Source organism: Quatrionicoccus australiensis (genome assembly GCF_020510525.1).
GTDB lineage: Bacteria > Pseudomonadota > Gammaproteobacteria > Burkholderiales > Rhodocyclaceae > Azonexus > Azonexus australiensis_B.
Genome location: NZ_CP075188.1, coordinates 947968 through 967647, shown reverse-complemented (window position 1 = coordinate 967647; position 19680 = coordinate 947968). Strand labels below are relative to the sequence as shown.

Here is a 19680-nt window from a genome sequence, read left to right as displayed (position 1 = left end):
AGAGACCTGCGATACGTTCGCTTTGCCAGGCAAAGCCGGGCCAGGAACGGAGCGGTGCACGACTCACTCACGAGTGGCAAAGCCTCGTTCAATTCCATCAAGGACAAGGGCAAGCTCCTTTTCGACATCCGCCAGCACATCATCGCCACCGGATTTCCCGTCGCGGATGGCATGCTCGAGCTCTCGCGCCAGAGCAGCCAGCCGGGTGGCACCGATGGTGCCGCTGGTTCCCTTCAGGCTGTGCGCACGCCGAATTGCGTCCTCTTGCTGCCCCGCTTCAAGCGCGGCCAGAATTCGCCCGGTTTCACCAATGAAGCGACTGCGAAAATCGAGCAGGACCTTTTTGTAGAAGGCGGGGCGGTTGAGCATGCGGCTCAAGCCATCTTCAACATCGATACCAGGCAACTCGGGCACGACAACATCCGGCAAGGCTGCGCTCACGGATGGCTTTGCGGCGACCGGGTCGGCATGTTGCGGACGCCAGCGCTTGATCAGCGAAATCAGGGCGTCCGGCTCTATCGGTTTCGTCAGGAAGTCATTCATGCCCGCCCCCAGGCAACGCTGACGCTCTTCCTCCATCGCATGGGCTGTCAATGCAATGATTGGAATGTCAGACCTCACCTGCCCGCTCCTGATCCGTTGACACGCTTCAATCCCCCCCATGACCGGCATCTGGATATCCATCAGGATCAGGTCAATCGACGCGCCCTCTCGCGCCAGCAGCTGGAGGACAACATGACCATTGTCGGCAACGTCTACACGAGCACCGAGCGACTCCAGCAAATCTCGCATGATCAACTGATTGGTTGGCACATCTTCCGCAACCATGATCCGCATTCCGGAGAGCGAGCATGACAACTGCTCGGCGGCCTCGTTCCCGGGCGCATCTCGGACGGTCTCCTGGTTTGCCATCCGGGCGAGCATTTCGGTGATTTTCGCTGCAGTCACCGGCTTTTCGACGACGGCCTCGAAATCACCGAAGGCATCGCGGTAATCCTCATCGTAAACATCAGCCGAAGTCACAAGAATGAGCTTTTGCTGCCGACCAAAATTCGACCGGATCTGCCGGGCAAGCTCCAAACCGTTCATGCCGGGCATGTTCAGATCAAGCAGGACAAAATCAAACGGCAGGGCAGAGCTTTCCAGGGCAGCGAGCGCTGCATCGCCCGAGCTTCTTGCCTCGACGACGCAACCCCGTTTTTGCAGAATCCGCGTCAGCACCATTCGCGCCAGATCGTTGTCATCAACCACCAGAATGTGATGTGACAGCAACGGCGCGGGCGAGAGTTCCGTACGATCTCTCTTCAGCAAGACGTCAAAACTGAACACCGAGCCGCGACCGAGTGAACTATCAACCTGAATCTGCCCCCCCATCAGCTCGACGAGGCGCTTGCAGATGACCAGCCCGAGTCCTGTGCCACCGAATCTCCGGGTAACGGAAGTGTCCGCTTGAGCGAATGCCTGGAAAACCTTGGCCGACTGCTCGGGCGACATGCCAATCCCGGTATCCTGAATCCTGAAGCCAAGCCGAATCTGGGCCTCATCTTGCGACTGAACGGCCACAAAGACGGTCACAGCCCCTTCGGCAGTAAATTTGACGGCGTTGCCCACCAGATTTATCAAGATCTGCGACAGCCGCAGCGGATCACCACATAAAGCTTGCGGAACATCGGCTGCGACCACGTACTCGAGAACCAGATTCTTCTCCCGCACCCGGTCATGCACGATCAGGGAAAGATTTTCCAGAATATCGTCGAGCTTGAATCCGGTCTCCTCAAGATGCAGTTCGCCAGCATCAATTTTGGAAAAATCAAGAATGTCATTGATGATCGCCAACAACAATTTCCCTGCACCTTCGATACGACCGACATACTCCCGTTCCCGCGCCCCGAGTTCCCCCTTCTGCAGCAAGTAGGCAAGGCCGATTACCGCGTTCATTGGCGTGCGGATCTCATGGCTCATATTGGCCAGAAACTGTGTCCGCGTCTGCGACAAGGATTCGGCTTCGCGCAATGCGGCTTCACGCGCAGAAGCCAGCGTCTGGCTCTGCCAAGCATCCAGGGCGAGACGATTCTGCAAGGATTCCAGCCCCAGCATGACTTGTGAAATTTCATCCTCCCCACAGATATCCAGGCGGGTAGAGAAATTCCCCGCTGATATGGCCTGAAAGGCAGGCAGTACCTTGGTATGGAGTGGGTTGAGAACCAACAGGCGCAACAGCCACAGGACGATCAAAAATATCGCTGCCGCCATGGCCAGTCCGCCCGCCACCAAAAACCAGCTCAAGTGGGACGACAAGGCGGTAAATTCGTCGAGTGCCGACCCTCCGGCCACCACCCAACGCGGCTCGGACAATGTCTCGAAACGCACCAGCTTCTCACGCAGCCCGGTCTCTCCAGCCTCGATATTGCGCCAGGAATAAACCAGCTCACCTTGCCCTTGGCGAATGATTTCCTGGAAGACATCCTTCCCGTCGCTGCTGTAAATCGCGGGAATTTTCTGCCCTTCCTTGAAAGGATGCAGAATCACATTGCCAAAACTGCTGCCCGGAGTCGCATCAACAATGAAATAGTAGCCCGTCTTGCCAACGCTCAGTCCGCGTATCCTCTCCTTGAGATCCTCAAGGCTTTCTGCGAGGTCTATCCCGACAAAAGTTGCACCGATCACCTCGCCGCTGGCATCAAGAATGGGGCGGTAATCCGTCATGTATTCGCGGCCAAACAGAAGCAAAGAACCCGAGGAAGGCTTTCCGGCCAGCAAGGCATCGAGTGCAGGATGCCCGGGTTCGAGAAAAGAGCCGACAACCTCATTGCCCGACTCGTCCTTGAGGTTGGACATCACCCGCCGAAATCCCTCCGGTGTGCGCACAAAGACACTTCCTATCGTTCTCAGATCAGGCAGGAAGCGCTGGATGGAATTGGATTCTCCGGTGTTTGTCTGACGTGCCAGTTTTTCGAGAGCAGCCCGACTGACCGGCGTTTTCTCGCCGAGCCCCCAATGCAGTCGCTCAAAAAAAGTACGCCCATGATCGATCGCCTCGCGGCGGGTGCTTTCGATACGCGCCGAGAATGCGGAATACACCAGACCAACATCGTGTTTCAGCCGCTCACGCGCATCCTGGTCGAGCACCTGCGTGACGTTCCTTGCCAAGAAGAAGGCAAGCGTGCCGAGGACGAGCAATGCCACCAGCAATGAGGAAAGGATCAGTTTGAAGGCAACCGGTGCATTGGCAAACAAAAGGCGCAGATGCGCGAAGCCGCCAGCGGAATGGGGCACGCCATGCTTGAAAACCGGGCTGCCGCCCGCCGCTTCGCGCATCGCGGCGTAAGTCGCCTCGGCAGCAGCGATCTGGGTCGCACTCGCCTTGCGGCGAATCGACAGATAGCCAACGATGGCTTCCTTCTCGCGAATCGGGGAAACATGGGCTTCAACCCAGTAGGCATTACCGCTCTTGCTGCGGTTTTTGATGACGCCAACCCAGGGCCGACCGCTGGAAATATCCGCCCACAGGTCCGTGAAGACAGCGGCAGGCATATCAGGGTGACGAATAATCCGGTGAGGCTGGCCAAGCAACTCATCTTCGCTGTAACCGCTGACCTCAATGAAGTCGGCATTGGCGTAAACGATACGCCCGGCAAGATCTGAGCGCGAAATAATTACCTGGCTATCAGCAAGTTCAATGAGTCGACTGCATATTGTGCCGGCGGGATCACGCATTGATTTCCCCAAAAAACGATGACCGAAGAAGTTTTTCTTCTGAAAACACCGCTCTCAATGCAACCGCCACGAGTTCTCACCCGGATCAAAGCGGCCGCACCAAAGTCTGCTTAAAGACTGTCACACCGGTCAACTCGGCAAAACACCATGAAACCTCACGCTAGCGACCGGACGCGAACAGGAATATATGATAATATTGACACAAAATACAAATTCGACAAAATTGATTTTAACCCTGCTGCGAATGACCAACTCGACTCCTGGACTCATCCGCCGAACCCAGGCAGAGCCGTTTGCGGCTTAGGTCACTGTCGAATGTCAAAATACGGGAGTTAGCGTACGCGCACAAGTAGTGCGACATATCAGAATGCGGCACAAAGCTGTCACAAGCTTTTTTCGGCCGAAAAACAAAAAAGGACCAACGCCGCTAAGCAGTTGATCCTTCGTTGAATTTCCTGGTTGCGGGGGCAGGACTTGAACCTGCGACCTTCGGGTTATGAGCCCGACGAGCTGCCAACTGCTCCACCCCGCGTCCGTCAGAGGTGCGCATTATCCGGACGCACATGACCTCTGTCAATCAAATTCGTCATTTACCGGCATTTATTTTGCCAGCCACTCCAGCAATGGTCCCCATTGCTCGACATCGCGCTTGTGTTTGGCGCGCGGCGGATCGAACACGGTCTGCCCGGCAGCAGCGACATTGACGTAGTTCTGGGTATTCCGGAGGTAGGCGACGATGGGAATGTCGAAGTGCTTGAGAAACTCTTCCAGCATGCCGGCCGCCTTGGTGCGCGGATCAACGCGCATCGCGACAATGCCGACTTTGCTGCGCGCGCTGCGCATCTCGTTGCGGATGGAGACCAGGAAGTCCTCGGTCGCGGCCATGTCGAACACGGAAGGCACCAGCGGCACGATGACCTTGTCAACGACGCGCAGGTAATCCGAGAGTTTGAAGCCCTGCAGCCCGGCCGGCGCATCCATGACCACCCAGTCGGCCTCCTTGGGCAGGTTGAGGACAATCTGGTTGCCACCGAAATACCCCGTTACAGGAGGCAACACCGGATCGCGGAACGCCATCCAGCGCAGGGCAGATTGCTGCCGATCAAGGTCGCAGAGCGTGGTTTTCTTGCCCTGATTGGCAAAATGCCCCGCCAGATTGGTTGCTAAAGTTGTCTTGCCGGCCCCGCCTTTTGGATTCGCCACCAGAACTGCACGCATACAAGCTCCCTTAATATTTGTAGGGTGATTATATTCGGGCACCGCAAGGACGTCATAGATGCATAGAATGTAGCCTTTCAATAAACAGCAGTCACCATGGCCACAAAAATTGCGGATGATCGTCAGGGCATCCAGTCCATCGAAGTCGGATTCCGTTTGCTGGATGTTCTGGCCAGCACCAACCGCCCGATGATGTTGCGTGACATCGCCAAGGGCGCCGGCATGCCGGCCGCCAAGGCGCACCGCTACATGGTCAGCTTTTTGCGCATCGGCATCGTCGAACAGGAAATCAGCAGCGGCCGTTATGATCTCGGTGCCTATGCACTGAACCTCGGTCTCTCAGGCCTGGGCCGCCTCGATCCGGTCCGTCTCTCCGGCCCCATCCTCGACGCGCTCTGTGAAGACATCCAGGAAACCGTGGCACTCGCCGTCTGGGGCAACCATGGCCCGACCATCGTCCGCATCGTTGATGCCGGCGCTCCGATCACCATCACCCTACGCGCCGGCACGGTTCTATCGCTCTCCAAGTCCGCCAGTGGACGTGCCTTCTCGGCCTTTTACCGCTCGCCCTACCTGAAGAAAATGCTCGACGAGGAGCTCCGTGAAGCCGCCGAGAGCAGCGACACCGCAATCACTACACTGCGCCGCCAACTCGAGAAAACGCTGACCGAAATCCGCACGCGCGGCATTTCCCGCGCCACCGGCAGCCTGACCCCGGGCATCAATGGCTTCAGTGCGCCGGTGTATGACCACAGCGGCACCATGGTTGCGGCCATTACTTCACTGGGCGCCGTCGGCGAATTCAACGTCGAATGGGACAGCCCGCTGGTCAAGACCATCCTGGCCGCGGCCAGGGCACTCTCCGAACGCCTCGGTTACCGTCCGAATGCGGATACGCTGAGCGCCTAGCAGCAAGCATTCACCTCTGCCGGCGAGCATGCAAGACACCCAAGCCGCATCAAGAAGAACCATCCTGCTGCCCGCCAGGCAGATGGAGACAACGCTGCGCATCGGCGATCTCGCAGCCACGATGATCTACGCCCAATACATGGCGATGTGGGAAGGCAAAATTGTCGACTTCCCCTATCTTGAGCCCAGCCATCGGGAACTCCACCTGGATCGCCTGTTTCCGCACGTCATCCATCAGTTCCGCACGCAAGGCGAGGCAGATGCGCCTGTCCATGACCCCGGCCCGCTCTGGATTGTCGTGCCCGAACTGGTGGCGGCTCACGGCGGTCAACTGCTGCCACGCCCCCGTTTTGAGTCCTCACTGTATGGCGGCCCGGCTTTGCCCAAGGCGCCATTTGCGGTTTTCTCCACCCTGTTCAACCCGCCCTATAACCAGAGCCGCGGCATGTCGCCTGCCCTGGTCAACCAACTGCTGCAAGGCCTCGCGAAAAAGCTGGGCCAGCAACTCTGGGTCATTACCGACACCCCGGAACTGATCGACGCTCCGGACGGCGTCTTCGTCGTTCCCCGCAGCAACACTTACGACCTGCTTTACATCATCAATGCAGCCACGGCATTCATCGGCGGCGACACCGGCTTTTCGCATTTTGCCGGCCTGTCACGCGTACCACTGATCATCTCGCTGTACGGCAACAACAGCTACGGCGTGACCAGCGAATATGGCGAAGCATGGGCCGGCCGCATCTGGAACAGCCTCCCCTGCACGGACAGCGCAACGACCGAGCACCATGTGCACCTGATGCAGAACAACCAGTTGATCGGCCTGCAACGCTTCGCCATCGAAAAGGCCGTTTTCCGGATACTCGCGGCCCGCTAGCCTATTCGGCACCCCAGCGCGGCAACTGGTGCGAGATCTTGATGCTGCTGCCTTGCGGCAGACAAAGGAAATTGCCGCCCATGACGAACACTTCGTACTGCCGTTGCTCGAAGAACGCGGCAAGTTTCTGCTTGTCGGATTTCAACCATTCAATCAGCACCAGGGGGCGATTGCGCTCTATCGTTTCGACCGCGCCGGCCAAGGCCATTTCTTCCATGCCCTCGATGTCGATTTTCATGATGCCCACTTTTTCGAAGTGGAAATCATCGATCCGCACCAGCTTGACCCGGTCGCCGCTATTCTCGCCCTACGGCTGACCGATGAACTCCTGCTGCTTGCCACCGAACTCGACGCTGCCAAAGTTCGAAACCCGACGGTAATCAAAAGCCGGAATATCGATCTCGCCGCTTTCCGCACCCACTGCGTTGTGGTGAATATGGGCATTCTCCATGCTGTTAAGCGCAACACTGCCGCACACCATGTAAGCCAGTACCCGCTGCGCTTCGAACGAATGCACTGTCCCTTTGCGTGGCGCCAGCGCCTTGGCCAGAGCCAGGGTGTACACCCCGAAATTGGCTCCGACATCAAGACAGATCGAACCCTCCGGCAACAGCTTCGCCACTTTCACCAGCAAATCGATTTCGGCGTAATCCAGGCCGAAGGGATTCTTGACCAGCGCATTGGTCTGGTTCAGGTCATAGCGATTGACCAGAATTTGCCCATAAGCCGTCGGCAAACAGATCGTGTAAGGAATTTCTGCAATGGCGGAAAGCATGTCTTTACGGTCCATGATCAAAGTAGGGGCGATGCCGGAGTTTAAACCGCGCAGCACTTCCCGCAAGCGGAAGCGGAAGCGGAAGCGGAAGCGGAAGCGGCACACCGGATTCAATGCCCGGAAATTTCGGGGTAGTATCCTGCGCTACGAAACAAACAGGGAAAATGGCTCTTTTCCCGGTGTCGACCGGTCGGAAGCGATCACATGACACACCGTGCCTTTTCCAACCCATTCCTCAACACCATCGCCGACACCATGACCTCCATCAAGCGCCCTGCCCCCTTTGTTCTCGTATCGACAGACCATGGCAGCATGATCGTGAACCGCAACGACTACCGCATGGTCGGCGAAAACCAGGCCTATGGCGTCGGCTTCCAGTTGCTGAACAACTCGAATTTTGATCCGGTCGAAGTCGGCGTTGCGCTAAGCATTCTCAAGGCCCGCCGCGAGTTCTTCGGCGATGGCGTCGTCGCCATCGATGCTGGCGCCAACCTTGGCGTGCATACCCTCGAATGGGCCAAGACCATGCACGGCTGGGGACGGGTTACCGCCATCGAAGCGCAGGAACGCGTTTTCTACGCACTGGCCGGCAACATTGCCCTCAATAATTGCCTCAACGCCTCCGCCATCCACGCAGCACTCGGGGCCGAGCATGGCACGCTGGACATCCCGGTACCTGACTACCTGAAGCCAGGCAGTTTCGGCAGCCTCGAACTGAAAAAGCGCGAACGTACCGAATTCATTGGCCAGACCATCGACTACTCCCCGGAAAATTGCTTCAACGTCCGCCTTGTTCCACTCGACGCACTCGAAACTGGCCGGGTCGATTTCATCAAGATTGACGTCGAAGGCATGGAACTCGAAGTACTGGACGGCGCTCGCCAGATCATCGAACGCTGCCGGCCGGCGATGATGATCGAAGCCATCAAGACCGACCAGACAGCACTCTTCGAATTGCTGACCAACTACGGCTACCGCGTCTACAAACACCACCTGAATTTCATCGCCATCCACAGCACCGACCGCTCCGACAGCTTCCTGAAAGTCAGCAACAACACCCCATCTTGACATTTCCTTACACTTCAAATATAAGGAAGGAGTTTTCGGAAAGTAAGAAAACTCATTAAATCGGCAAACTGCAGGCAACTGCAGGACGCAAAGCCTCAGGTCCTGATTGACAGGATGGCTGGGTTGCACTGGAGCAGACTCGCTTCAGTTTCCCACCCCCATTCCCTCAAAACAACGATCAGGCACGCCGTTTCAGTGCGGTTTTTGCTCGTTCCGGTCTTGAAGAATTTAGCGCGAAGAAGCCCTAAAGCTTCTTCGCGTCCTGTCGTTAATGATCGTAATTGCTGTCTGTGCCCATAGTCCCTTGCCGGGTGACTTGATTCGAATCTTGAGAGGTGTGCCATGTCCGTAACCCAAGTAACCATCGTCAATTCCGCCACCGATATTGATGGCATGACCATTGATGGAACAATCAACAGCATCAAGGGCTCTTCCGGACAAGACACGGTAATTCTGGGATCAGGCGGCTCACTCAGCGTCTCCAGCGTCGAAACCATCGTCGGCTCGACCGATGCCGATGCCATCACCTTGCTCAACGCCGGCACGGTATCGATCTCCCGGATCGAGACCATCACTGGTTCGGCCGGCACTAACCAGGTCAACCTGCTTTCCCCGCTCACCGGCAACCTGACCATAGACCTGATTGAAACAGTCGTTGGCACCACCGGCACTGGCGAAACACTGGAGTTGAGCACCAACACCGCCGCGCTCAGCATTTCACGCATCGAAAGCGTGATCGGCAGTACGACCGCTGAAACCGTCACCATACTCGGCGCCGGCACGCTGAACATTTCCGATGTCGACTCCGTTGTCGGCTCGACCGGCACCGACATCCTGCGCCTGGACAACGCTTCCACCGGACTGGAAATCAGCAGCATTGAAACCGTGATCGGCACCACGGGAACCGATGCAGTCACCCTGGCGACAGCGGGCGCTGTATCCGTCGACAAATTCGAAACAATCGTCAGCACGGCTGGCGTCAACACCGTCACCCTGCTCAACGCGCTTACCGGAACAGTCAATGTCGATGGTGTGGAAACGCTGATCGGTAGCGGCGGTGCTGACACAGTACAGATTGTTTCCGCCCCGGCCTCGACCATCCGCATCAGCGGCATCGAAAGCATCATCGGCACGACCGGAACCGGCGATATTGTCTACATCACCAGCGCCGGCAGCGTTGAAACATCCAGCATCGAAAGTCTGGTTGGCACGACGGCGGTTGAAGTCGTCACCATGGCTTCGGCCCAGACCAATCTTGCCGTTTCGAGTATCGATACCGTCATTGGCTCGACGACGACCGATGGCGTCCAGATGCTCTCCAGCGGCGTTCTCTCCGTCAGCGGCCTCGGCACTGTCATCGGCACGGCGAGCACGACCGACCGCCTGACCCTGCTCGGCGCCAGCGCCGACGTCAGTGTTTCGGCTGTCGATACGATCACCGGCACCGCCGGCGCAGACACCATCACCATGCTGACCAACGGTTCCGTCACGCTCTCCGGCGTCGAAAGCCTGATCGGCAGCAGCGGCACCGATACGGTTTATCTGACCGGCAGCGGCGCCATCAACGTTTCGTCAGTAGAATCCGTCATCGGCACGACTGCCGCAGAAAGCGTCCAGCTCGACACCGCCAGTCTGACGCTGCGGGTTTCCGGCATCGATACGGTGATCGGCACGACCAACACCGATGCAGTCACCATGATGACCGGCGGAAATCTCAAGGTCAGCGACATTGAAACCGTACTCGGCTCGGCATCGACCACCGACATTGTCACCCTTGATGCCAGCCAGACAATCGTTACAACGGCCAACGTCGAAACCGTAGTCGGCAATGCATCGACCGACTCGCTGACTCTCTCCGGCGGCGGCAGTGTGGCTATATCCGGACTGGGCACGGTCAATGGCTCGGCCGGGGCCGACATCATCACCATGATGGCTGGCACGACCAGCCTCTACGTCAGCCTGGTCGATACCGTCATCGGCTCCGCTGGCAGCGACACGGTCAACCTGCGTACAGCAGGCATTCTTGCCATCTCTGGCGTCGAAAGCGTCGTCGGCACCACCGGCCAGGACACCCTGAGCCTGCTCGGCACCAGCGCAGTCGTCAGCATCAGTGACATCGACATCCTGCAGGGCTCGACCGGCAACGATACCGTCACCTTGTCCACCGCGGCCACCATCGGTGTTTCCGGTGTCGAGTCACTGATTGGCGGCACCGGCACGGACATCGTGACCCTGAACAACGCCGGCAATATCGAACTCAATGGCATCGACACGATCATCGGCTCGGGTGGTACCGATGCGGTCGTAATGGCCACAACCACGCTGGCAGCTTCTGCCGTGGAAACTGTCACTGGCACCGCCGGCACTGACACACTGACCCTGCTTGCCAGCGGCAATGTCGCAATTTCCAAGATCGAAAGCGTTCTCGGCACTGCCGACAACGAAGTCCTGACCCTCCTCGGCACCAGCGGCTCGCTGACAGTTTCCGATATCGACACGGTCATCGGCTCCACCGGCGCCGATGCTATCACCATGCTCAACGGCGGTTCGCTGACCACTTCGCGTGTTGAAACTGTCACCGGCACAACCGGCAGCGGAGACCTGCTCAACCTGCTCGGCACCGCAGCCTCCGTCAAGATCGACAAAATTGAAACGGTCGTTGGCACGACTGGCGCCGACGACATCACCATCACCACAGGCAGCGGCAGTGTCAGCTTGTCGGTGAGCAGCGTCGAAACCGTCATCAGCTCCGGCGCGACGGAAACGCTGACCCTGCTTGCAGCGACGACCCAACTCAAGATTTCCGGCGTTGAAACCCTGATCGGCACGGGCAACACCGACGCCGTGACCATGCTCACCAGCGGCACACTCAATGTCTCCCAGATCGGCACGGTCACCGGCAGCACCGGCACCGACACACTGGCCCTGAGCGGTGGCGTCGATATCAAGATCTCCCAGATCGAGAGCGTTACCGGCTCGACCAATGTTGACATCGTTCGCCTGCAAACCGCAGCCAGCCTTAATGTTTCCGAAATCGACACCGTCATTGGCACTTCCGGCAGCGATGCGATTACGCTAGCCAGCGGCTCGACCACGATCTCGACCTCCTCGGTAGACACAGTCACCGGCACCGGCGCCACCGATACCCTGACCCTGCTCAATGCAGGCACCGTCAACATTGACGCCATTGAATCGGTGATCGGCTCCGGCGGCATCAACGTCCTGCGCCTGCAAAATGCCACCAGCCTGACCGTCTCCGCCGTTGAAAGCGTGCTGGGCTCGGCCGGCAGCGACACCGTCACGCTGAATACCGGCGACACCATCCGCGCCTCGGCGATCGAATCACTGGTCGGCACGACCGGTAGTGAAACAGTGATCCTGCTGACCTCGGGTAGCATCAGCATTGATGCCATCGATTCCGTCATTGGCGGTGTCGGCCAGGACAGCGTTACCCTGGTCAATTCCATGACCACCTTGAAGGTCTCCGGTGTGGAAACTGTCACCGGCGCTGGCGGCACCGACGTTGTCACCATGCTAGGGGCTGGTTCGCTCAAGATTGATCTGGTCGAAACCGTAATGGGTTCGATCGGCACCGATATCGTTACCGTCAGCAATGCTGGCGCATTGACCGTATCCGAAGTCGAAACCGTGATCGGCGCAGCCGGTGCCGATAGCCTGACCCTGCTCAACGCCGGGTCCGTCGCCGTCAGCAACATCGAAACCGTCACCGGCACCTCCAGCACTGACGCTGTTGTACTGATGACGGCTGCCGACATCAAGATTGTCGACGTCGAATCCGTCGTCGGCACCACCGGCGTCGACCGCGTCACCATGAGCAACGCCGGTTCGCTGGCCATCTCGGCCGTCGATACGGTAACCGGCTCGACCGGCGCCGACACGGTCAGTTTGCTCGTCGCCAGCACGACATTGGTCACCTCCTCGGTTGAAACCCTGCTCGGCACGGCGAGTGCCGACGGCGTCACGCTGCTCACGGCGGGCGCCATCGCTGCCTCCGACTTCGACACCATTGTCGGCACGGGCGGCGTCGAAACGCTGACCATGCTTACTTCCGGCAGCATCAAGATTTCCCAGATCGACAGTGTGCTCGGCACGGAAGGCACCGACATCCTGACTCTGGCAACGGGTGAAACCGTCTCCATTTCCGACGTCGAGACCGTCGTCGGTGCCAGTGGCGTCGACAGCATCACCATGCTGACCTCCGGCCCGCTGGTTGTTTCTGCCGTCGAATCGGTTACCGGCTCAACCGGCAGCGACACCGTCACCATGCTGAATGCCGGCAATATTGCGCTAAGCTCCGTTGAATCGATCCTCGGCACCACAGGCGCCAGCGACTCGGTGACCATGCTGACCGGCGGCTCGCTCGCCATTTCCGGCATTGAAACGGTTTCGGGCACGACCGGTGCCGAAATCATCACCATGCTGACGCCGTCGACCCTGCTCAAGATCAATGCAATCGATACGGTGATTGGCACCACGGCAAGCTACGACACCGTCACTCTGCTTGCTGCCGGTGCACTGACCGCCAGCAGCGTCGAAACCATCATCGGCACCAGCGGCGCCGACAGTCTGACCCTGACCACGACTGGCAGCGTACGCGTCTCCCTGATCGACACGGTTACCGGTACCTCCGGGACAGAAACAATCAACTTGCTGACCCAGGGCACCGTCCTGATTTCGGCAATCGAAACGGTGGTCGGCTCGTCCGGTACCGATATCGTCAAACTGCAGGCGGGCGCCGCTGCGATTTCGACGTCCAGCGTCGAAACCGTCTGGGGCACTACGGCGGCTGACTCGGTCAACATGCTGACCGGCGGTAATCTGGCGATTTCCGACATCGACACGGTCACTGGCTCGATCAGCACGGCCGACTCGCTGACCCTGCTCGTCGCCACCACCAACCTGCAAATCAGCGGCGTCGAGTCGGTGACCGGCACAACCGCTACCACCGACGCGATCACCCTGCTCAACGCATCGACGGTCAGAGTATCCGACATCGACACCATTACCGGCTCGACCGGCAGTGACGCAGTCATCATGCTGACTGCTGGCACCATCAACATCTCCGGCGTCGAAGCTGTCACCGGCAGTTCCGGCCAGGACATCGTTTCCCTGCTGACCGCATCTGCCGTCCTGCGCGTTTCCGGTGTCGAAACCCTGAACGGCACGACGGGCGTTGATGTCGTGACAATGCAGACGGGTGGCCAAATGCGCGTCGACCAGATCGACACCGTGGTTGGCTCGGGCGGTGCAGATACGATTACCATGGTCAGCACGACCCTGTCCGTGCAAAGCGTCGAGTCTGTCGTTGGTACGGCAGCCGGCACCGATCAACTGACCCTTCTGGACAGCACACCGGTCAAGGTTTCGGATATCGAAACCGTGCTCGGCACCTTTGGTGTCGACGCCGTCACGATGTCGAATGCCGGTTCACTCTCGATCTCCGAAGTCGACACCATTGTTGGCAGTTCGGGAAGCGACACAGTCAATTTGCTGGCAACCGGCGACATCGCGGTCAGCGCCATTGAAAGCGTCGTCGGCTCGACTGGCACCGACAGCGTGCAGATGCTCAGCGCCACGACCCCGCTCAGCGTCTCGGCCATCGAAACCATTACCGGCTCGACCGGTGCCGATCAGCTGACCCTGCTCGGCGGCGGCAGCTTCAGCGTCTCGTCCATTGAAACGCTGACCGGCACCACGGCAAGCGATGTGGTCACCGTGCTGACTGCCGGCAATATGGCGATTTCCGCCATCGACACACTGCTTGGCACGGCCGGTGTTGAAACCGTTACCTTGCTGGCAGCCACGACCACGCTCAAGGTTTCCGACATCGACAGCGTCGTCGGCTCGACCGGCGTGGATGCCGTCACCATGCTCAACACCGGTTCATTGCGCGTTTCCGGCGTTGAAACCATTAGCGGCACCACTGGCACTGACGTCCTGACCCTGGTCACCGCCAACAGCGCTACCGTACAGATTTCCAGCATTGAAACCGTGATCGGCAGTACAGGTGCGGATTCGGTCGCCGTTTCCGCGGCCGGTGCGCTGTCCATTTCCGCAATTGACACCCTGACCGGCACCACCGGCGTCGAGGTTGTCACGCTGCTGACCGCCAGTCCGGGCCTGAAGATCGACAGCATCGACACGCTGATCGGCACCACCGGCGCCGATGCAGTCACCATGCTGACGACCGGCAATCTGTCGATCTCGTCGATCGAAAGCCTGGTCGGCACTACCGCGGCCGAAATCGTCACCATGCTGTCCGGTGGCAACCTGGGTGTAAATGCCATCGACAGCGTCATTGGCACAACCGGCACCACCGACATCGTCACACTCCTCTCGGCTGGCTCGGTCAGCATCTCCGGCGTCGACTCCGTACTGGGTACAACCGGTGCCGCCGACACGGTCACCATGCTGACCGCTGGCAACCTGCGGACCTCGGCAATCGAATCGGTGGTCGGCACGACCGGCGTTGAAGTCCTGACGCTGCTTGCCGCGACGACTGCACTGCAGATCGAGAAAATTGACTCCGTCATCGGGTCGACCGGTGTCGACGCCCTGACCATCACGGATGGCGTTGCCCTCTCCGTTTCTGCCATTGAAACAGTTTCCGGATCGACCGCGGCGGATGTACTGCAACTGCTTGCCGCCAGCACCACCTTGAAGATTTCCGACATCGACACCGTGATCGGTGCCGCTGGTACGGACATCGTCACCATGCTCAAAGCCGGTACGCTCAGCGTATCCGCTGTTGAATCCGTTGTTGGCAGCACCGGTACCGACCTTGTCAACATGGCTACCGCCGGCAGCCTTTCTGTCTCGCGGATCGAGACCGTCACCGGCAGCACGGGCACCGACGTATTGACCATGGCCTTCTCCGGCAGCATGGCTGTATCGGATATCGAAACAGTGCTCGGTACCGTCGCACCCAATGCGGTCACCATGCTCAACGGCAACATTGCCGTTTCCGGCATCGATACGGTGATCGGCACCACCGGCAGCACCGACCAGGTCAGCCTGCTCGCCGCCTCGACCGCCTTCAAGATTTCCGGTGTCGAAACGCTGATCGGCTCGGCCGGCAGCGATGCCGTTTCCCTGCTTGCCGCAGCTCAGCTCCAGGTTTCGGATATTGAAACCGTGCTCGGCAGCACAGGCACCGACGTGATCACCCTGGCAACAGCCTCCATCCTGCTCAAGGTTTCCGGCATCGAAACACTGGTTGGATCGACCGGAACCGATGCGGTCACCATGCTGGCCGCCGGCAACCTCAACGTTTCGGTGATCGAAAGCATCACCGGCAGCACGGGCACAGATGTCATCACCATGCTGACCACCGGCAGCCTCTCGGCTTCGGCCATCGAAACCCTGATCGGCACGACGGGTGGCCAGGAGAGCGTCAGCCTGCGCGGCGCAGGTGCTCTCAAGGTGTCCGATATCGACACGCTGATCGGCGGCACCGGCGCTGATGTTGTCACCCTGCTCGCCGCCCATACCCAGTTCAAGGTGTCGGGCATCGAGACGGTGATCGGCACGGCAGGCACCACCGATGGTGTGGTTCTGCTGGCCGCCCAGACCAACCTGGCGGTTTCCGATATCGAAACAGTAATTGGCACCACCGGCAGCACCGACGTCGTCACGATTCTCGGCGCTTCGACCACCATGCAGATTTCCGGCGTCGAATCGGTCATTGGTACCGCTGCGGTTGAATCGGTCACCCTGTTGGGCGCCTCGGGCGAAATCAGGCTCAGTGGCGTCGAATATGTTACCGGCACCACCGGCACCGATGTGGTTACTTTGGGTACCGCCGGCGCCGTCTGGGTTTCCAGTGTCGAAACCGTCATCGGCAGCATTGGCGCCGACGCGGTCAAGATGCTGACCCCGGGCACCCTGAGCATCAGCGGCTTTGAAACGCTGGCCGGCACAACCGGTACGGCGGATACGGTCACCCTGCTCGCCGCAGCAACCAGCCTGCGCGTCACCGGTGTCGAAAGCCTGCTCGGCTCAACCGGTATCGACATCATCACCATGCTGGAAACCGGCCTCAAGGTATCCGACATCGAAACCCTGATCGGCACCACCGGTACCGACACGGTCACCATGCTGGTCGCCGATGCGGTTTCCATCTCGGTCATCGAGTCGGTCATTGGCTCAACCGGCACCGATGTCGTCACCATGCTGACCACGAGCGGCCTGACCACGGCGCTGAAGGTCAGCGATGTGGAAAGCGTGATCGGGACCATCGGTCTCACCGATGCAGTGACCCTGGACGAAGTTTCGGGAGTCAACATTGGCCTTGCCGGCATCGAGAAGATTACCGGCACGACCGGCACCGGCGATATCGTAACGCTGCTTGGTGCAACCGCCAGCCTGCAAGTCAGTCAGGTTGAAAGCGTGATCGGCTCTTCGGGCGTCGATGCGATCACCCTGCTTGGCACAAGCAGTGTTGCCATCAGCACCTCGCGCGTTGAAACCGTGATCGGCACTACCGGCACCGGTGACGTCCTGACCGTGCTCGATGCCAATGCTGTCCGTGTTTCCCGAATCGAAACCGTCATTGGCACCACGGCCAACGAAACGGTCACCATGCTGACCGCCGGCAGTATCACGCTTTCCGGCGTCGATACGGTGATTGGCACGGTCGCCACGACAGACAGCGTCTCGCTGACCGGCGCTTCCGCCTCAATCAAGGTTTCGGCTATCGAGACCATCAGCGGCACCACCGGCACCGACATCGTGAGCCTGCTTTCTGCCGGCACACTGAAGGTCGCCGGCACGGCAGTTGAATCCATCGTTGGTACGGTCGGAATCGACATCCTGAACCTGACCGCGCTGGCCTCCGCCACGGTAAGCGTATCGAGTATCGAGACGGTGCTCGGCACCACCGGTGCCGATGCCGTAACCATGCTCGCTGCCGGCTTGCTGTCTGTCTCTTCGGTTGAAACCCTGACCGGCACCACGGGTACGGAAGCGGTGACACTGCTCGGCGGTGGCAACGTCAATGTCTCCGATATCGAAACGGTAACCGGCAGCACAGGCACCAATATCGTCACCCTGCTCAATGCCGATAACATCAAGCTCTTTGGTATTGAAACGGTTGTTGGCTCAACCGGCGCCGATATCGTCACCTTGCTTGCCGCCAGCACCAACCTCAACAGCAGTGCCGTCGAAACCCTGATCGGCACGGCCAGTGCGGACGGCGTAACCCTGCTGGGCGCAGGCGGAACGGTGAATGTATCGTCCTTCGAAACCGTGACCGGCACGACCGGCACCGACGTCCTGCAATTGATGGCCGCCGGCAGTGTCAAGGTGTCGCTGATTGAAACCGTGGTCGGCTCCAGTGGCATTGATGTCATCACCCTGGCAGGAGCCGGTACGGTTTCAGTTTCCCTGGTCGATACCGTCATCGGGACGACATTTGCTGACCAGGTCACGCTTCTCGGCACAAGCAGCAATCTCAGGGTCAGCGCCATCGACTCGGTGCTTGGCACAACGGGTACCGATATCGTTACCCTGCTTGCCGCCAGCACCAGCATCAAGGTTTCAGCCGTCGAAACCTTCATTGGCTCGGTTGGCATTGATGCCCTGACCCTGAACAGCACCGATGCAATCTCGATCAACGGAGTTGAAACACTGACTGGCAGCGCCGGTACCAACGTCGTTACCCTGCTCACCACCGCAGCAATCAAGGTCAGCGCCATAGAAACGCTGATCGGTAGCGCCGGGGCCGATATCGTCACGCTGCTGACCGCCGGCACGCTGGCCGTCTCGGTGATTGAAACCGTGATCGGCACCTCCGGCACCGATGTGGTGACCATGCTGGCCGGTGGCAACCTCGGCATTTCCCTGGTCGAAACCGTCACCGGCAGCACCGGTCTGGATATCGTCCGCTTGCTGACCGCCTCGGCAGGCCTGACCATCGGTGGTGTTGAAACCATGGTCGGCTCGGCAGCCCTGACCGATACCGTGACCCTGTCGGCTGCAATCACTGACCTGCAGATCAACGGTATCGAAACCCTGACCGGCTCGGCTGGCGTCGATGTGGTCAAGATGATGGCGGCCGGCAGCATTTCGGTCTCCGACGTCGATACCCTGCTCGGTTCGATCGGTGTTGATACTGTCACCATGCGGACCAGCACGCTGACCATCTCCGATATTGAAACCCTCACCGGCACCGCCGGCACCAGCGACCGGATCACGATGCTGACGACCGATGCGCTCAGCCTGAGCGCGATCGAATCGGTAATCGGTACCACCGGGGCGGATTCCGTCACCCTGCGCGCCTCCGGTACGCTGAGCGTGAGTTCGGTTGAAACCGTGATTGGCTTTACCGGCACGGATGTCGTCACCATGCTGGCTGGTGGTGCGATCAAGGTGTCGCTGGTCGAAACGGTGACTGGCACCGCCGGAACTTCCGACTCGCTGACCCTGCTGTCGGCTGGCACGGTAACGGCGGGTGGTTTCGAGACGGTGCTTGGTTCGGCTGGCGCAGACAACCTGATCATCAGCGGTGCCGGTGGTGCCATCTCGACCTCCAGTGTTGAAACAATCACCGGCTCGGGTTCGACCGATACCCTGACCCTGCTGGCGGGAGGCACTTTCCGGATCGGCGGCGTGGAGACCATCATCGGCACCAGCGGTGCAGAAAGCATCACGCTGACCGGTTCGGTGGCAACCAACGTCACCGGCGGTACCGGCGCGGATATCTTCGTCGCCAACGCCGGCGCGGCAGATACCTTCGTCTTCGGCGCCCTCGCGCACTCCGGCGTTGGTGCAGCAGCCGACACCATCACCGGCTTCGTGCATGGTGCCGACAAGCTGGACTTCACCGATATCGTGGCCAGCCTGACCTTCAAGGGGACTACCGCCTTTACCGGCACCCTGGGAGGACCGGAAGCCCGCCTGACGGCAGCCACCTCGGCCGCCGGTGTCGCCACCGTCCTGCAGATTGACAAGGATGGCAACGGCACGGTGGATATGGAAGTGAAGTTGGTTGGTCTGACTACGACGCTGACCCAGGCTGACTTCGTCTAAGTCGTCAGAATCAGCGGCGAATGCGTTAATCTTGGGGCCGTCCGATCCGGACGGCCCTTTTTCATCC

8 protein-coding genes, 1 tRNA gene and 1 riboswitch are annotated in these 19680 nt (G+C 59.4%); of the genes, 4 read left to right on the top strand and 5 right to left on the bottom strand.

Going from position 1 to position 19680, the window contains the following annotated elements:
- Window positions 1-63: 63 nt before the first annotated feature.
- The 3 genes from KI612_RS04715 to KI612_RS04705 all read right to left on the bottom strand — a co-directional run bounded on the left by KI612_RS04715 (window position 64) and on the right by KI612_RS04705 (window position 4935).
- Window positions 64-3717: a response regulator gene (locus KI612_RS04715; RefSeq protein ID WP_226442672.1), complete on the bottom strand. Its 3654-nt coding sequence runs from the start codon at window positions 3715-3717 to the stop codon at window positions 64-66.
- Window positions 3718-4173: 456 nt separating this feature from the next.
- Window positions 4174-4249 (bottom strand) — tRNA-Met (locus KI612_RS04710).
- Between the two features lie 68 nt (window positions 4250-4317).
- Complete coding sequence (locus KI612_RS04705) at window positions 4318-4935, bottom strand: nucleotide-binding protein (protein ID WP_226442671.1); 618 nt, start codon at window positions 4933-4935, stop codon at window positions 4318-4320.
- A 96-nt stretch (window positions 4936-5031) separates the two neighbouring features.
- Between KI612_RS04705 and KI612_RS04700 the strand changes: the two genes are divergently transcribed.
- Window positions 5032-5844, top strand: coding sequence for an IclR family transcriptional regulator (locus tag KI612_RS04700; RefSeq protein ID WP_226442670.1), 813 nt, complete (start codon window positions 5032-5034; stop codon window positions 5842-5844).
- Window positions 5845-5872: 28 nt separating this feature from the next.
- On the top strand, window positions 5873-6721 hold the full coding sequence (locus tag KI612_RS04695; protein ID WP_226442669.1) for a glycosyltransferase family 9 protein: 849 nt from the start codon (window positions 5873-5875) through the stop codon (window positions 6719-6721).
- 1 nt (window position 6722) lies between these two features.
- Here the strand turns inward: KI612_RS04695 and KI612_RS04690 are convergent, their stop codons facing one another.
- Together KI612_RS04690 and KI612_RS04685 are read right to left on the bottom strand one after the other, a co-directional pair.
- Window positions 6723-6959, bottom strand: coding sequence for an FkbM family methyltransferase (locus KI612_RS04690; RefSeq protein ID WP_404818077.1), 237 nt, complete (start codon window positions 6957-6959; stop codon window positions 6723-6725).
- A 69-nt stretch (window positions 6960-7028) separates the two neighbouring features.
- A complete protein-coding gene (locus KI612_RS04685) occupies window positions 7029-7601 on the bottom strand; it encodes an FkbM family methyltransferase (protein WP_226444149.1) in 573 nt (190 codons plus the stop codon).
- Window positions 7602-7700: 99 nt separating this feature from the next.
- On the opposite strand from KI612_RS04685, the gene KI612_RS04680 reads away from it, so the two are divergent.
- Complete coding sequence (locus KI612_RS04680) at window positions 7701-8564, top strand: FkbM family methyltransferase (protein WP_226442667.1); 864 nt, start codon at window positions 7701-7703, stop codon at window positions 8562-8564.
- Between the two features lie 52 nt (window positions 8565-8616).
- A riboswitch (cyclic di-GMP riboswitch) is annotated at window positions 8617-8695 on the top strand.
- 211 nt (window positions 8696-8906) lie between these two features.
- Window positions 8907-19613 carry a beta strand repeat-containing protein gene (locus KI612_RS04675; protein ID WP_226442666.1) on the top strand — a complete coding sequence of 3569 codons (10707 nt, stop codon included), beginning with the start codon at window positions 8907-8909 and terminating at the stop codon, window positions 19611-19613.
- The last annotated feature ends 67 nt before the right edge of the window (window positions 19614-19680 follow it).

Excerpts from the sequence above, each read along its gene's own strand:
- KI612_RS04715 (WP_226442672.1), bottom strand. The coding sequence starts at position 3,717 with ATGCGTGATCCCGCCGGCACAATATGCAGTCGACTCATTGAACTTGCT.
- KI612_RS04705 (WP_226442671.1), bottom strand. The coding sequence starts at position 4,935 with ATGCGTGCAGTTCTGGTGGCGAATCCAAAAGGCGGGGCCGGCAAGACA.
- KI612_RS04700 (WP_226442670.1), top strand. The coding sequence starts at position 5,032 with ATGGCCACAAAAATTGCGGATGATCGTCAGGGCATCCAGTCCATCGAA.
- KI612_RS04695 (WP_226442669.1), top strand. The coding sequence starts at position 5,873 with ATGCAAGACACCCAAGCCGCATCAAGAAGAACCATCCTGCTGCCCGCC.
- KI612_RS04690 (WP_404818077.1), bottom strand. The coding sequence starts at position 6,959 with ATGAAAATCGACATCGAGGGCATGGAAGAAATGGCCTTGGCCGGCGCG.
- KI612_RS04680 (WP_226442667.1), top strand. The coding sequence starts at position 7,701 with ATGACACACCGTGCCTTTTCCAACCCATTCCTCAACACCATCGCCGAC.
- KI612_RS04675 (WP_226442666.1), top strand. The coding sequence starts at position 8,907 with ATGTCCGTAACCCAAGTAACCATCGTCAATTCCGCCACCGATATTGAT.